The following is a 13,721-nucleotide window of genomic DNA, read 5'->3' as shown; positions in this document are numbered from 1 at the left end:
AGGACGGGGCCTGTTCGTCGTGTACGCCGCTATCGTCGGTGCACGCATGTCGTGAGAGCGTCGGCGGCCAGGGCCTCTCCTCACACTCCCGTCTGCCGCGCGAAGGTGACGACAGGACCGAGGGGGACAGCATGACGAGGTGGGATCCGCACCAGGGGCGCTGGGTGGACGACGGCCCCGGGCGCAGCGGTCCAGGGCCGCGGGTGGCCGTCGCCGTCGCCCTCGCGGCACTGCTCGGCGGCGGTATCGGTTTCGGGGTGTGGACCCTGTCCCGGGACGACGACGGCCCGAGCCGGTCCGCCTCCGCGAGCAGTTCGCCGTCCACGCCGCCGCCCTCCGCCTCGGCGGCCGGTCCGGAGGACGGCGAGAACGCCGGACCGGCCACACCGAAACAGTCGGACACGGACTCCGACACGGCCGGCACCCCGGACACCCCCGGCTATGTCCGTTCCGACGACCCGGCAGGCTTCACCGTCGAGGTCCCCTCCGGCTGGAAACGCACCGCGAAGACGCCGACGGACAAGCCCACCGTCGTGACCTACGACTCCCCGGACGGCACCCGGATCCTCCAGCTCTTCCTGGTCAGTGAGGGCGGCCCCGCCGAGTCCATGGACCTGGCGGAGAACGCGAACTACGGTTTCGCCCGCCTCCCCGGCTATCGCGCCCTCGACCGCTCGGCGGCCGACGACGACAGCTACTCCGAGGTCGTCTACCGCTTCGACGGCGAGGACGATCTGGGCCCCCGTCAGGTCATCGACCACCGCTTCCGCACAGCCGACGACAAGATCTACGGAGTCCGTCTCAGCGCCCCCGAGTCGACGCCCCTCGACGAACTCCGGGAACCGGTCGCCATGGTGACCACGTCCCTCTGCCCGACGGGCGCGACCTGCGTACGCGGCTGAGCCCGCACCGGGCCGCCGCCGGGCCCGGTTGGCCCCTTCGGCGATCCGATCACTAGTGTGAGCGCCGATAAAGCGCACATAAGAATGTGACCGGCCGTCGCGTACCGCATCGCGTACCGAAGGGCGAGCCGGTCGCGGCACAGCAGGGGCCACGGGCCCGACGGGGGAGCACACATGGGAGAGCAGCGCAGGCGACTGCGGTCCAGCACGGTCGTACTCGGCGGGATGGGGGTCGTCGCAGCGGCCCTGACCTCTTGCGGATCCGATCCGGACCGCCGTTGCGTGGACCGCGACAGCTACGACTACGCCAACGGCTACAAGATCGTCGCGGACCGGAACTGCAACTCGGGTTCCGGCTCGTCGTCCTACGGCAAGAACAGCAGGAGCAACAGCAGCGGCAACCGGAAGCAGGCCGGTTCGGCCGACGCCGCCTGGTACTACGACGCGGACGTCAGCCGCGGCCGGGCCGAGGACGGCACCTTCAGCCGCAGCGAGGCCGTCGACCGCGACGGCTTCGGCTGCTCGGGGGACGGCGACGGCTCCGGCTCCAGCGGCGGCTGACCCGGCGGACGAGACCGAACCATGGAACGCCGCACCATCGAACCCCGCCCGAACTGGCAGGAGACCGTCGAGGAACAGGGGCTCATCTACCCGCTGACCCGCCACCCCGACGGCTCCCTGCGCCCGTACTGGGACGAGAGCGCCTACTACGTCTTCTCGCTCCCCGAGGTCGAGGCCCTGGAGGAGGTCGTCGAGGAACTGCACGCCATGTGCCTGGCGGCGGCCGCGCACATCGTCGAGCACGACCGCTTCGCCGACCTCGGCATCACCGACCCGCGCGTCGTCGGCCTCGTCGCCGAGGCATGGCGCCGCCGGGCCGAACTGCCCTCCGTGTACGGCCGCTTCGACCTCCGCCACGACGGGACCGGTCCCGCCAAGCTGCTGGAGTACAACGCCGACACGCCGACCTCGCTCGTCGAGGCGGCCAGTCCCCAGTGGTTCTGGATGGAGGAACGCTTCCCGGGCGCCGACCAGTGGAACTCCCTCCACGAACGCCTCGTCGACGCCTGGAAGAAGCAGTCCCGCCTCCTTCCGCCGGGCAGCCCCCTGTACTTCGCGCACTCCGCCGGCGACGAACTGGGCGAGGACCTGATGACGGTCGCCTATCTGAAGGAGACCGCCGAACAGGCCGGCCTGGACACCGACTGGATCTCCATGGAGGACATCGGCTGGGACCACCTCGCGGACCGCTTCGTCGACAAGAAGCTCCGCTTCATCCGCAGCATCTTCAAGCTCTATCCCTGGGAGTGGCTCACCACCGACCGGTTCGCCCCCCACGTCCTCGCCACCCTCGACAACGGCGGCGGCACCGGGACCACGATGTGGATCGAGCCCGCCTGGAAGATGCTCCTCAGCAACAAGGCCCTCCTCGCCGTCCTGTGGGAGCTGTACCCCGGCCATCCGAATCTCCTCCCCGCCTATCTCGACGGCCCCCGTGAACTGGCCGCCACCACCGGCTACGTCGCGAAACCCCTCCTGGGCCGCGAGGGCGCCGGCGTCACCGTCCACGCGGCGGGCAGCGCCCCCGCCCTCCGCGAAGAGCCCTGCTGCTACCAGGAGCTGGCGCCGCTGCCGGACTTCGACGGCAACCATGTCGTCCTCGGCGCCTGGGTCGTCGAGGACGAGTCGGCGGGCCTCGGCATCCGCGAGTCCTCGGGGCTGGTCACCGACGAGTACGCCCGTTTTCTGCCCCATGTGATCCTCTGACGTCCGCGTTCCCCTTCGCCCTCCGCCGTCGTTCGTATGGTGGACGCCCGGACCCGGGCGTCCACCCTGCCCGATAGGGTGACCGGCGGGCCGTGACTGGCGCGCTGGGATGGGACGGACCATCGGGGAGCGGCCCGGGCAGGATGAGTGCCGTGCGCCTGGGCCGTACCGTGAACGCTGAACGCAACGTCCGGAGGTCCCCATGTCGTCCGAGCCCCTCTCCCACGAATCCACCGCCTTCCGTGCCGCCCTCGACGTGATCCGCGCCGTCGAGCCGCGCGTGGCCGACGCCATCGGCCAGGAGGTCGGCGACCAGCGCGAGATGCTCAAGCTGATCGCCTCCGAGAACTACGCCTCCCCGGCCACCCTCCTGGCCATGGGCAACTGGTTCAGCGACAAGTACGCCGAGGGCACCGTCGGCCGCCGCTTCTACGCCGGCTGCCGCAACGTCGACACCGTCGAGTCCCTCGCCGCCGAGCACGCCAGGGAACTCTTCGGCGCCCGCCACGCCTACGTCCAGCCGCACTCCGGCATCGACGCCAACCTCGTGGCCTTCTGGGCCGTCCTCGCCGACCGTGTCGAGGCCCCCTTCCTGGAGAAGACCGGCGCCCGCCAGGTCAACGACCTCTCCGAGGCCGACTGGGCCGAACTCCGCCAGGCCTTCGGCAACCAGCGCATGCTCGGTATGTCCCTGGACGCCGGCGGCCACCTCACCCACGGCTTCCGCCCCAACATCTCCGGCAAGATGTTCGACCAGCGCTCCTACGGCACCGACCCCGCCACGGGCCTCATCGACTACGAGGCCCTGCGCGCCTCCGCCCGTGACTTCAAGCCGATGATCATCGTCGCCGGCTACTCCGCCTACCCCCGTCTCGTGAACTTCCGGATCATGCGCGAGATCGCCGACGAGGTCGGCGCCACGCTGATGGTGGACATGGCGCACTTCGCGGGCCTCGTCGCCGGCAAGGTCCTCACCGGCGACTTCGATCCGGTCCCGCACGCCCAGATCGTCACCACGACCACCCACAAGTCGCTGCGCGGCCCGCGCGGCGGCATGGTCCTGTGCGACGACTCCCTCAAGGACCAGGTCGACCGCGGCTGCCCGATGGTCCTCGGCGGCCCCCTCCCGCACGTCATGGCCGCCAAGGCCGTCGCCCTCGCCGAGGCCCGCCGGCCCGCCTTCCAGGACTACGCCCAGCGCATCGTCGACAACGCCCGCGCCCTCGCCGAGGGCCTGACGCGCCGAGGCGCCACCCTGGTCACCGGCGGCACCGACAACCACCTCAACCTGATCGACGTCACCACCTCCTACGGTCTCACCGGCCGCCAGGCCGAGGCCGCGCTGCTCGACTCCGGCATCGTCACCAACCGCAACGCCATCCCGGCCGACCCGAACGGCGCCTGGTACACCTCCGGCATCCGCATCGGCACGCCCGCGCTGACCACGCGTGGTCTGGGCACCGCCGAGATGGACGAGGTCGCCGGCCTCATCGACCGTGTCCTGACCACCACGGAGCCGGGCACCACCAAGTCGGGCGCCCCCTCCAAGGCCCAGCACGTCCTCGACGCGAAGGTCGCCGACGAGATCTCCCGCCGCGCCACCGACCTCGTCGCCGGCTTCCCGCTGTACCCGGAGATCGACCTCGGCTGACCCCCTGCCGCGTGAACGGTCAGGCGTCCAGCAGCTCCTGACGCCGCGGTGGTCCGGACCCGTGCCGGGCCGCCGCGCGGCGCAGCAGGAGCGTGGCGCCCCCGGAGCCGAGGACCAGTCCCAGGACGAGGGCGGATATCGCCCAGCGGGCCTGCGCGGCCGGCTCGGGTGCGTCCGCCGCGGCCCGTGCACCGGTGACCTTCTCGTCGGGGTCGGACCCGACCCCGATCAGCTCCTCGGCCGAGTTCGTGCCCCGGCCCGCGCCGCCCGGGGTCTCGCGCAGGACCCCGAAACCTCGCAGCAGCGCCCGCAGCTCCTCCGACTTCTTCGCCTTGTGCCAGACACCGTCGCCCGACGCGGCGGTGTCCTGTGTCGTCTCCACGTCCGTGTGGATCCAGACGTCCTTGGTGTCGGGAGTCGACAGATACAGCCGGTCCACCCGCCAGGGCCTTTCATGGCTCAGCCACATCACGGTGACCATGTCGCCGACCTGATCTCCCCAGGTGTCCTCCGGCCCCCAGTCCGGAGCCTTCTCCCGGCTTCCGTCGAGTGCCGAGCCGACCGGGGCGAGAAGCCGCTCCAGAAGGTCGTACCGCTTCTCCGTCTCGTACAGCGAAGCCGTCCGCTGACTGGCCGGTGAGACCAGCAGCACGCTGGACGGTCCGCCCGCCTCCGCGGGCGGCGCCCCCAGCAGGAGCAGGGCCAGAGCGGTCAGTAACGCGCCCGCCGCCGTCAGCCGTCGCAGTCCATGCATCCGACACCCCCGATCGATCCCGGTGCGGTCCGTCCGCACACGCGGTGTCACTCCTGGTACACCGCTCGAACCGCCGGGGTTCCCATGCCGACGTGACGGATCGGTCCGGCTCCGACGGGATCGCGGGGCCGGCCCCGACGGGATCGCGGGGTCCAGCCTCGACGTATCGCGGTTTCATCCCCGTCGAAGCCGATCAGTCCAGCGACTCCGCTATCTCCCGCGCCCGGTCCTTGGACGCCACGCCCTCCAGCCGCAGCGTGTACGCGTCGCCGTGCACCCACAGCAGGGTGGGACCCGCCGTGCGCTCGGAACGGGTGAAGCGGGAGCCGTCCTCGGAGGTCATCCAGAAGCGCAGGAGGTGGGGGTCCGGGAACCACAGGGCGTCGTAGGAGCCCTGGCCCAGCCGGACCCACTCGACGGCCCGCTCGCCCGCCACGGTCTTGCCGTACTCCGGTGCCAGCCGGGCCGCGTACTCGTCGAGCCGGACGGTGCTGCCCCGCTCCTCCCAGCAGAGGCTGATCACGAAGCGGCCCTTCGGCGCACGCGTCACGGACACCGCGTCCGGGTCGCCCAGCGCACCCGGCACCAGCGGGGCGAACCCCGCCCGCCGCCCTGCCTCGGCGAGCGTGACCGGATCGGGGCAGCCCGGCGGCCCCGCCCCCGGTGCGGGCGTCGACGACGGGTCGTACCGCACCTCGACCCCGCCGAAGCCGAACCAGTCACCCACCGCCGCCCGCACCGGAGGGGTGAGGACGAGCACGGTGAGCAGCCCGCACAGCGCGGCCGTCAGCGCGCGTCGGCGTGCCCCGGCCCACCGCCGCACCGCCCGCAGCCGCTCACCGGCGCCCGGCGGCTCGACCACCGGTGCCGGCACCTGCTCGGCGAGTATCTGCCGCAGCACCCGCTCGACCATGGTCTCGTCCCCGTCGGCCCCCGGCCGGTCCAGCGCCCTGCCGAGCGCCCGCAACTCCTCGGGCAGCCGGACGTCACGCCCCTCACCGTCCGCGCCACCGCCACGCCGCACGCCACCGCCGCTCTCCGCGCCACCGCCCCCACGCTCCCGGTCCTCGCTCCGGGACGGCCGGTCCGGCTCACCCATGTCCCCCACCCCCTCCCGCCTTGCCCAGGGCCTCGCCCGGCTCGAACTCCGGCAGCAGACGGCCCAGCCTGCGCAGCGCCCGGCTCAGACGGGACTTCACCGTGCCCCGGGGCCAGCCGAGGGCCGCCGCCGTCTCCGGCTCGTCCATCTCCAGCAGATAGCGGTAGGTGACGACCAGCCGGTGTTCCTCGCTCAGCTGCTCCAGGGCGCCCAGCAGTGCCATGCGGCGCTCTATCGCCAGCGCGGCCACCGCCGGATCGGCCGAGGCCGGTATCAGCGGCTCGGCCTCGGCGTACGTCGCCTCGCGGTCGGCCAGGGACCGCTGGCGCCCCGCTGTCCGCACTGTGTTCCTCGTCTCATTGGCCACGATCGACAGCAGCCACGGCCGGAACGCGGAGCCGTCCCGGAAGCGGCCCAGTGAGCAGTACGCCTTGAAGAACGCCTGCTGCACCACGTCCTCCGCGTCCGCACCGGCACCGAGCGCCCGGGCCGCCCGCAGCGCGATGCCCGTATGGGCGCGCACCAGCTCCGCATACGCCTCCGGCTCCCCGGCGCGTACGCGTGCGATCACCGCGGCCTCATCGACGATGCGGCCCCCCTCCCGCGTTCTCACATCATGGGTACACCGCCCGGACCGGATCGGTTCCCACCCGTGTCACATCTGTTTCCGGTCGGTTCCGGAACGCCCCCCGACACCTGAGAGAATGGGCACATGGCCTCTGACCGACTCCGCGTGCTCTCCGGGATCCAGCCCACCGCCGGCTCGTTCCACCTCGGCAACTACCTCGGCGCCGTGCGCCAGTGGGTGGCCCTGCAGGAGTCCCACGACGCGTTCTACATGGTCGTCGACCTGCACGCGATCACCATCGCCCAGGACCCCGCGGACCTGCGCGCCAACACCCGGCTCGCCGTCGCGCAGCTGCTCGCCGCCGGCCTCGACCCGGAGCGCTGCACCCTCTTCGTCCAGAGCCACGTGCCCGAGCACGCCCAGCTCGCCTGGGTCATGAACTGCCTGACCGGCTTCGGTGAGGCCTCCCGCATGACCCAGTTCAAGGACAAGTCCGCCAAGCAGGGCGCCGACCGCGCGAGCGTCGGCCTCTTCACGTACCCGATCCTCCAGGTCGCGGACATCCTGCTGTACCAGGCGAACGAGGTGCCGGTCGGCGAGGACCAGCGCCAGCACATCGAGCTCACCCGCGACCTCGCCGAGCGCTTCAACGGCCGCTTCGGCGAGACCTTCACGATCCCGAAGCCGTACATCCTGAAGGAGACGGCGAAGATCTACGACCTTCAGGACCCGGCGATCAAGATGAGCAAGTCGGCGTCGACCCCCAAGGGGCTGATCAACCTGCTCGACGACCCGAAGGCCACCGCCAAGAAGGTCAAGAGCGCGGTCACCGACACCGACACCGTGATCCGCTACGACGCCGCCGAGAAGCCGGGCGTCAGCAACCTGCTCAGCATCTACTCGACCCTCACCGGGGCGGGTATCGCGGAACTGGAGCAGAAGTACGCCGGGAAGGGCTACGGTGCGCTCAAGACGGACCTCGCCGAGGTCATGGTCGAGTTCGTGACACCCTTCCGGGAGCGCACCCAGCAGTATCTGGACGACCCGGAGACGCTCGACTCGATCCTGGCCAAGGGGGCCGAGAAGGCGCGCGCGGTCGCCGCGGAGACGCTCGCCCAGGCGTACGACAGGGTCGGCTTCCTGCCCGCCAAGCACTGAGCCTCAGCACTGAGGCTCAGCATGAGCCGCACCACCTCGGCCCCGAGCGCCGACCGCACCACCCGTCGCACCACCGACAGCGCCGCACATCACTCCCGCTGCGCCTGCCCGGAACACCGCCGTGGCCGTACAGTCGATAGCCGGTGCGACGGAGTGCGCCCCGCAGGAACCCGACCACCCGCATGACACGACGACAGGAGACGACGTGGGGACCGTAACGATCGGTGTGTCGATCGCGGTCCCGGAGCCCCACGGCAGCCAGCTCCAGCAGCTGCGCGCGGGCTTCGGCGACGCCGCGGCTCACGGCATCCCCACGCATGTCACGCTGCTGCCGCCGACCGAGGTCGAGGCCGGCAGGCTGCCGGCGATCGAGACGCATCTCACCGAGGTCGCGGCGGCCGGCCGGCCCTTCCCGATGCGACTGTCGGGCACGGGGACGTTCCGGCCGCTGTCGCCCGTCGTCTTCGTGCGGATCGCCGAGGGAGCCGAAGCCTGCACCTGGCTGCAGAAGCAGGTCCGGGACGCCTCGGGGCCGGTGGCGCGCGAGCTGAACTTCCCGTACCACCCGCACGTCACCGTGGCGCACGGCATCGCCGAGGAGGCGATGGACCGGGCGTTCGAGGAGCTCGCCGGATACGAGGCGCAGTGGCCCTGCACCGGCTTCGCGCTCTACGAGCAGGGCTCCGACGGGGTCTGGCGCAAGCTGCGGGAGTTCACGTTCGGCGGGTCCGTCGTGCCCTCGCAGGCGGGGGCGCCGGTGGGGGACTCGGTGACGCTGCCGCTCGGAGGGCAGGGCTGCTCCTAGCCCGCGAGTCCGGGGCCGAGGAGGCTCGGCTCGGGCAGGGTCTACAGCGGCAGCCGGCGGAACACCGCCCTCGGCAGGTGCCGCAGGGCCGCCATCACCACCCGTAGCGAACCCGGGACCCACACCGTTTCCGAGCGTCGGCGCAGACCGAGTTCGATGGCGGTGGCGACCGCCTCCGGTGTCGTCGCGAGGGGGGACTCCGGACGGCCCGCCGTCATCCTCGTACGGACGAAACCGGGGCGCACGAGCATGACGTGGGCGCCGGTGCCGTGCAGGGCGTCGCCGAGGCCCTGGGTGAAGGTGTCCAGGCCGGCCTTGCTGGAGCCGTAGATGAAGTTGGAGCGGCGGGGGCGCTCGGCGGCGACGGACGACAGGACGACCAGGGAGCCGTGGCCCTGCGCCTGGAGCGCCCGCCCGCACACCAGCGCGGACGAGACGGCGCCCGTGTAGTTGGTCTGGGCGACCCGCGCGGCGGCCACCGGGTCGCGTTCGTCGTCGGCCTGGTCGCCGAGCACGCCGAAGGCGAGGAGGACCATGTCGATGTCGCCCTCGGCGAAGACCTTACCGAGGACCGCCTCGTGGGACTCGGGGTCGAGGGCGTCGAAGGTGACGGTGTGCGTCCGCGCGCCGAGTCCCCGCAGGTGGGCGGCCGCGTTCTCCAGGTCCGGGGAGGGGCGTCCCGCCAGCCACACCGTGCGGGTGCGGCGGGCGATCAGCCGGCGTGCCGTGGCGAGCGCGATGTCCGACGTGCCGCCGAGGATCAGCAGGGACTGGGGGGTGCCGAAGGCGTCCTTCATGACAGCTCCTGGGTGTGTGGGGGGACAGGGGGTTCCACGGCGTCCTCGGCGCTCACAGACCCAGGCGGCGGGCCAGATCCGAGACGAAGACCCCGTCCGGGTCCAACTCCCGGCGCAGTGCGCGGAATTCGGGGAGCCGGGGGTACATGGCGGCCAGCAGTTCGGGGCGCAGCCGGGCGTCCTTGGCCAGGTAGACGCGGCCGCCGGCGGCCGCGACCTCCTCGTCGAGGGTGTCCAGGAAGGTGCCGAGGCCGGGCAGGCCCGCCGGGATGTCCAGGGCCAGGGTCCAGCCGGGCATCGGGAAGGACAGCCAGCCGGGGTCGCCCTCGCCGAACCGCTTCAGCACGGCGAGGAAGGAGGAGCAGCGGCGCGCCGAGATCCGGCGCACGATCCGGCGCAGGGCCTCCTCCTGGCCGTGTCCGACGACGAACTGGTACTGCACGAAGCCGGACCTGCCGTAGAGCCGGTTCCAGTGCGGGACCCCGTCGAGGGGGTGGAAGAAGGTGGAGACGCGCTGGAGTTCACCGGTGCGGGAGCGCGGGGCCCGGCGGTACCAGAGGTCGTTGAACAGGCTCACCGCCGTACGCCCGAGGAGTCCGTCCGGAACATGGGCGGGGGCCGCCGGGAGCCGGCGGGGCCGGAACTCCAGCGGACCGGTGGACGCGTCCGGCCGGAAGGCACCCCCGCCGGGGAGGAATCCGGTACGCGCGCGCGGGGCCGACAGCCGTCCGGCACGCGCGCGCGGGGACCACGGCCCCGGCTGTTCCAGCGCCGCCAGGGGCGCGTGGTCGCCGCGGGTGAGGACCGCGCGCCCCGTGGAGGCGCCCCGGGCGAGCAGGTCGATCCAGGCCACGGAGTAGCGGTGGCGGTGGTCGCCGGCGGTCAGGCGGGAGAGGAGGTCGTCGAGGTCGCGGGCGCGTTCGGTGTCGACGGACATCCAGGACGTCTCGACGGGCAGGAGCCGTACGGTCGCGGTCAGGATGACGCCGGTCAGGCCCATGCCGCCGGCCGTGGCGTCGAAGAGAGGGGTGCCGGGGACGGCCGTGCGGATCCCCCCGTCCGCCGTCAGCAGTTCCAGGGACAGGACGTGCCGGGCGAACGACCCCGAGACGTGGTGGTTCTTGCCGTGGATGTCGGCCGCGATGGCGCCGCCGACGGTCACCTGGCGGGTCCCGGGGGTCACCGGCACGAACCAGCCCAGCGGGAGCAACACCTCCATCAGCCGGTGCAGCGAGACGCCCGCGTCGCACAGGACCGTGCCGCCGTCCGCGTCGACGGCGTGGACCCGGTCGAGTCCGGTCATGTCGAGGACGGTCCCGCCCGCGTTCTGCGCCGCGTCCCCGTACGCCCGCCCCAGCCCCCGGGCGATCCCCCCGCGCGCCCCGCACGCCCGTACGGCGGCTGCGGCCTCCTCGTACGTACGCGGGCGGACCAGGCGGGCGACGGTCGGGGCGGTGCGGCCCCAGCCGGTGACGGGGACGGTGCGGCCGGGGCTGGGGGGCGGGGGAGCCGGAGGGGCCCCGGTGGCGTCGGCTGGCATGCCCGCGACCGTATCGCCGTGTACGCGGAGGAACCGGGCGCGTCGGCGGGGCCGCTCTGCCGCCTCACCGAAATGGGTGATTAATGGGATGTCGTTCTAGATTGCCGCAGCTCCGGGACGGCCACCTAGAAGAGTGGTCTCGCATGGATGAAGTTGACGTCGTCGACGGCGTGCGCGGCCTGGACCGGCGGTTGCTCTCCGGGCTGCACGCCCGGGGCGCGGACCCGCGCGTCGCGGCCGCCACGCGCGGACTGTCCCGGGCCGGGGAACACGGCCTGCTCTGGCTCGCGGGCGGGCTGGCGGGCGCCGCCGTCGACCGGGAGCGGCGCGGGGTGTGGCTGCGCGGCACGGCGCTGACCGCCGGGGCGCACCTGGCCAGCATGGGGGTCAAGAGAGTCGTGCGACGGCCCCGCCCCGCGCGGGTGCGGCCCCTGGTCCGCACGGCGGGACGGCACTCCTTCCCCAGCTCGCATGCCAGTTCGGCGGCAGCGGCGGTCGCCGTCGTCGTCCACGGGGCCCCGGGAGCCCGGCTCGTGCTGGCCGCCGCGGCCCCGCTCGCCGCCGCGATGTGCCTCTCCCGGCTGGTGGCCGGTGTGCACTACCCGTCGGACGTGGCGGCGGGCGTGGCCCTCGGGGCGCTCACCGCGCGACTGGGCGCACGCTGGGTGGTGCACGGCCGTGGCTGAGCGCACCGTGCTGCTCGAACAGCGGACGGCACCCGGGCGGCTGCCTCCCAGGACGGGTCTCGCCCTCGGTCTCCTGCGCACGGCCCGCCCCCGCCAATGGATCAAGAACCTCCTGGTCGTCGCCGCGCCCGCGGCCGCCGGGGAACTGTTCACCCCGCGCGCGCTCACCAGGCTCCCGCTCGTCTTCGTCCTCTTCACGGCCTGTGCCGCCGCCGTGTACCTGATCAACGACGCGCGGGACGCCGAGGCCGACCGCGCGCACCCGGTCAAGCGCCACCGCCCGGTTGCCGCCGGACAGGTGCCCGTACCGGTCGCGTACGCCGTCGGCGGCGCCCTGGCCGTCCTCGCGCCCCCGGCCGCCGCGTGGCTCTGCTCTCCGTACACCTGTGCGCTGCTGAGCGCGTACCTCGTCCTCCAACTCGCCTACTGCCTCAGCCTCAAGCACGTCCTGGTCGTCGATCTGGCGGTCGTCACGACCGGGTTCCTGATGCGGGCGATGGCCGGCGGGCCGGCGCTGGGCATCCCGCTGTCGCGCTGGTTCCTGATCACCACCGGGTTCGGCGCGCTGTTCATGGTCGCGGCCAAGCGCTACTCGGAGGCCGTGCAGATGGCCGACCGGCCCGGCGCCACCCGGGCGCTGCTCACCGAGTACACGGCCGGATACCTGCGCTTCGTCTGGCAGTTGGCCGCCGGGGTCGCCGTGCTCGGCTACTGCCTGTGGGCCATGGAGGAGGGCGGCGTCCCGAACGCCGGCGTCCTGCCCTGGCGTCAGCTGTCCATGGTCGCCTTCGTCCTGGCCGTCCTGCGCTACGCCGTCTTCGCCGACCGGGGCACCGCCGGTGAGCCCGAGGACGTCGTCCTGCACGACCGCGCCCTCACCCTCATCGCGGCGGCGTGGCTCACCATGTACGGCCTGGCGGTGGCGGACTGGTGACGCGACCGCCTCTGCCCCGCGATCGCGTCGACGGCGCAGGGGGCAGGGGCGGCCGGAGCGGCTGAGCGGGCCGGTACGGGGGTACCCGGCATCGGTCGGCGGCGAGTGGGGCAGAGTTCGGATCATGGACTGGCTGAAAAAGCTTCCCGGGGTGGGCCCTCTGGCGGAGCGTCTGATGACCACGCACGCGTGGCGGTCGTACGAGCGGCTGGACCGGGTGAAGTGGACCCGGCTGGCCGCCGCGATGACCTTCATCAGTTTCCTGGCGCTCTTCCCGCTGCTGACCGTGGTCGCCGCCATCGCCGCGGCGACCCTCGGCAAGGACCGGCAGCAGGACCTGGAGGACCGGCTCGCCGAGCAGGTGCCCGGCATCTCCGACCAGCTCGACATCGCCGGCCTTGTCGAGAACGCCGGCACGGTCGGGATCATCGCCGGCGCGCTGCTGCTGTTCACCGGCATCGGCTGGGTCGGCGAGATGCGCGGCTGTCTGCGCGCGGTCTGGGAGAAGCCGGACGCCGACGAGAACCCCGTCCTCGCCAAGGCCAAGGACACGGGGGTCCTGGTCGGGCTCGGCGGCGCGGTCCTCGTCTCCCTGGCCGCCTCCACCGCCGCCTCCTGGGCCGTCGGGCGGTTCGCCGACGAGCTCGGCATCGACCGCGACGGCTGGGGCGGCATCCTCCTGCGGGTCGCCGCGTTCGCCGTCGCCGTCCTCGCCGACTTCCTGCTCCTCCTCTACGTCCTCACCCTGCTCCCCGGCGTCCACCCGCCCCGGCGCCGCCTCGTCGTGGCCGCCCTCATAGGAGCCGTGGGCTTCGAACTCCTGAAGCTGCTGCTCAGCGGCTATATGCAGGGCATCGCCTCGAAGAGCATGTACGGCGCCTTCGGCGTCCCCATCGCCCTGCTGCTCTGGATCAACTTCACCACCAAGCTCCTGCTGTACTGCGCGGCCTGGACGGCGGAGAGCGGCGAGGAGGCGGTGGAGCCGGCCGACTGAGGGGCGCGGAGGGCGTGGGGCGCGGGTTCGCTGGCGCCGGATGCGCCGGATGCGCCGGATGCGCCG

The 13,721-nt window shown here is 72.7% G+C and carries 14 protein-coding genes and 1 riboswitch; of the genes, 9 read left to right on the top strand and 5 right to left on the bottom strand.

Annotated elements, in window-relative coordinates; translation table 11 throughout:
* The first annotated feature begins 131 nt into the window (after window positions 1–131).
* The 4 genes from SCAB_RS16905 to SCAB_RS16890 all read left to right on the top strand — a co-directional run bounded on the left by SCAB_RS16905 (window position 132) and on the right by SCAB_RS16890 (window position 4,320).
* Complete coding sequence (locus SCAB_RS16905) at window positions 132–902, top strand: hypothetical protein (RefSeq protein ID WP_046774030.1); 771 nt, start codon at window positions 132–134, stop codon at window positions 900–902.
* Window positions 903–1,076: 174 nt separating this feature from the next.
* A complete protein-coding gene (locus SCAB_RS16900; RefSeq protein ID WP_013001307.1) occupies window positions 1,077–1,463 on the top strand; it encodes a hypothetical protein in 387 nt (128 codons plus the stop codon).
* A gap of 21 nt (window positions 1,464–1,484) precedes the next feature.
* Window positions 1,485–2,669 (top strand): glutathionylspermidine synthase family protein, encoded by a 1,185-nt coding sequence (locus SCAB_RS16895; RefSeq protein WP_013001306.1) that lies wholly within the window; start codon window positions 1,485–1,487, stop codon window positions 2,667–2,669.
* A gap of 82 nt (window positions 2,670–2,751) precedes the next feature.
* Window positions 2,752–2,840, top strand: a riboswitch (ZMP/ZTP riboswitch).
* 31 nt (window positions 2,841–2,871) lie between these two features.
* Window positions 2,872–4,320 (top strand): glycine hydroxymethyltransferase, encoded by a 1,449-nt coding sequence (locus SCAB_RS16890; protein WP_013001305.1) that lies wholly within the window; start codon window positions 2,872–2,874, stop codon window positions 4,318–4,320.
* A gap of 19 nt (window positions 4,321–4,339) precedes the next feature.
* Here the strand turns inward: SCAB_RS16890 and SCAB_RS16885 are convergent, their stop codons facing one another.
* From SCAB_RS16885 to SCAB_RS16875, 3 genes are all read right to left on the bottom strand, one after another.
* A complete protein-coding gene (locus SCAB_RS16885) occupies window positions 4,340–5,074 on the bottom strand; it encodes a hypothetical protein (protein WP_013001304.1) in 735 nt (244 codons plus the stop codon).
* A gap of 193 nt (window positions 5,075–5,267) precedes the next feature.
* Complete coding sequence (locus SCAB_RS16880; protein ID WP_013001303.1) at window positions 5,268–6,173, bottom strand: hypothetical protein; 906 nt, start codon at window positions 6,171–6,173, stop codon at window positions 5,268–5,270.
* Entirely contained in the window at window positions 6,166–6,786 is a 621-nt protein-coding gene (locus SCAB_RS16875) for an RNA polymerase sigma factor (RefSeq protein ID WP_078580125.1), read from the bottom strand. The genes SCAB_RS16880 and SCAB_RS16875 overlap by 8 nt, the downstream gene beginning before the upstream one ends.
* 99 nt (window positions 6,787–6,885) lie before the next feature.
* Between SCAB_RS16875 and trpS the strand changes: the two genes are divergently transcribed.
* Both trpS and SCAB_RS16865 read left to right on the top strand, forming a co-directional pair.
* On the top strand, window positions 6,886–7,899 hold the full coding sequence (gene trpS / locus SCAB_RS16870; RefSeq protein ID WP_013001301.1) for a tryptophan--tRNA ligase: 1,014 nt from the start codon (window positions 6,886–6,888) through the stop codon (window positions 7,897–7,899).
* Between the two features lie 205 nt (window positions 7,900–8,104).
* Window positions 8,105–8,704: a 2'-5' RNA ligase family protein gene (locus tag SCAB_RS16865; RefSeq protein ID WP_037727206.1), complete on the top strand. Its 600-nt coding sequence runs from the start codon at window positions 8,105–8,107 to the stop codon at window positions 8,702–8,704.
* Between the two features lie 41 nt (window positions 8,705–8,745).
* Here SCAB_RS16865 and SCAB_RS16860 read toward each other — a convergent pair whose 3' ends face one another.
* Window positions 8,746–9,501, bottom strand: a complete 756-nt coding sequence (locus SCAB_RS16860) for a decaprenylphospho-beta-D-erythro-pentofuranosid-2-ulose 2-reductase (protein ID WP_013001299.1) — start codon at window positions 9,499–9,501, stop codon at window positions 8,746–8,748.
* A gap of 52 nt (window positions 9,502–9,553) precedes the next feature.
* Window positions 9,554–11,041, bottom strand: a complete 1,488-nt coding sequence (locus SCAB_RS16855; protein ID WP_013001298.1) for an FAD-binding oxidoreductase — start codon at window positions 11,039–11,041, stop codon at window positions 9,554–9,556.
* 143 nt (window positions 11,042–11,184) lie between these two features.
* Here SCAB_RS16855 and SCAB_RS16850 point away from each other — a divergent pair, with 143 nt between their 5' ends.
* The 3 genes from SCAB_RS16850 to SCAB_RS16840 all read left to right on the top strand — a co-directional run bounded on the left by SCAB_RS16850 (window position 11,185) and on the right by SCAB_RS16840 (window position 13,655).
* Complete coding sequence (locus SCAB_RS16850; protein ID WP_013001297.1) at window positions 11,185–11,727, top strand: phosphatase PAP2 family protein; 543 nt, start codon at window positions 11,185–11,187, stop codon at window positions 11,725–11,727.
* Window positions 11,720–12,661, top strand: a complete 942-nt coding sequence (locus SCAB_RS16845) for a decaprenyl-phosphate phosphoribosyltransferase (protein ID WP_013001296.1) — start codon at window positions 11,720–11,722, stop codon at window positions 12,659–12,661. Before SCAB_RS16850 ends, SCAB_RS16845 begins: the two co-directional genes overlap by 8 nt.
* 124 nt (window positions 12,662–12,785) lie before the next feature.
* A complete protein-coding gene (locus tag SCAB_RS16840; RefSeq protein WP_013001295.1) occupies window positions 12,786–13,655 on the top strand; it encodes a YihY/virulence factor BrkB family protein in 870 nt (289 codons plus the stop codon).
* Window positions 13,656–13,721: the final 66 nt, after the last annotated feature.

The organism is Streptomyces scabiei 87.22 (assembly GCF_000091305.1).
GTDB lineage: Bacteria > Actinomycetota > Actinomycetes > Streptomycetales > Streptomycetaceae > Streptomyces > Streptomyces scabiei.
The sequence above is the reverse complement of the archived record's forward strand: the minus strand, read 5'-3'. Positions and strand labels throughout refer to the sequence as shown.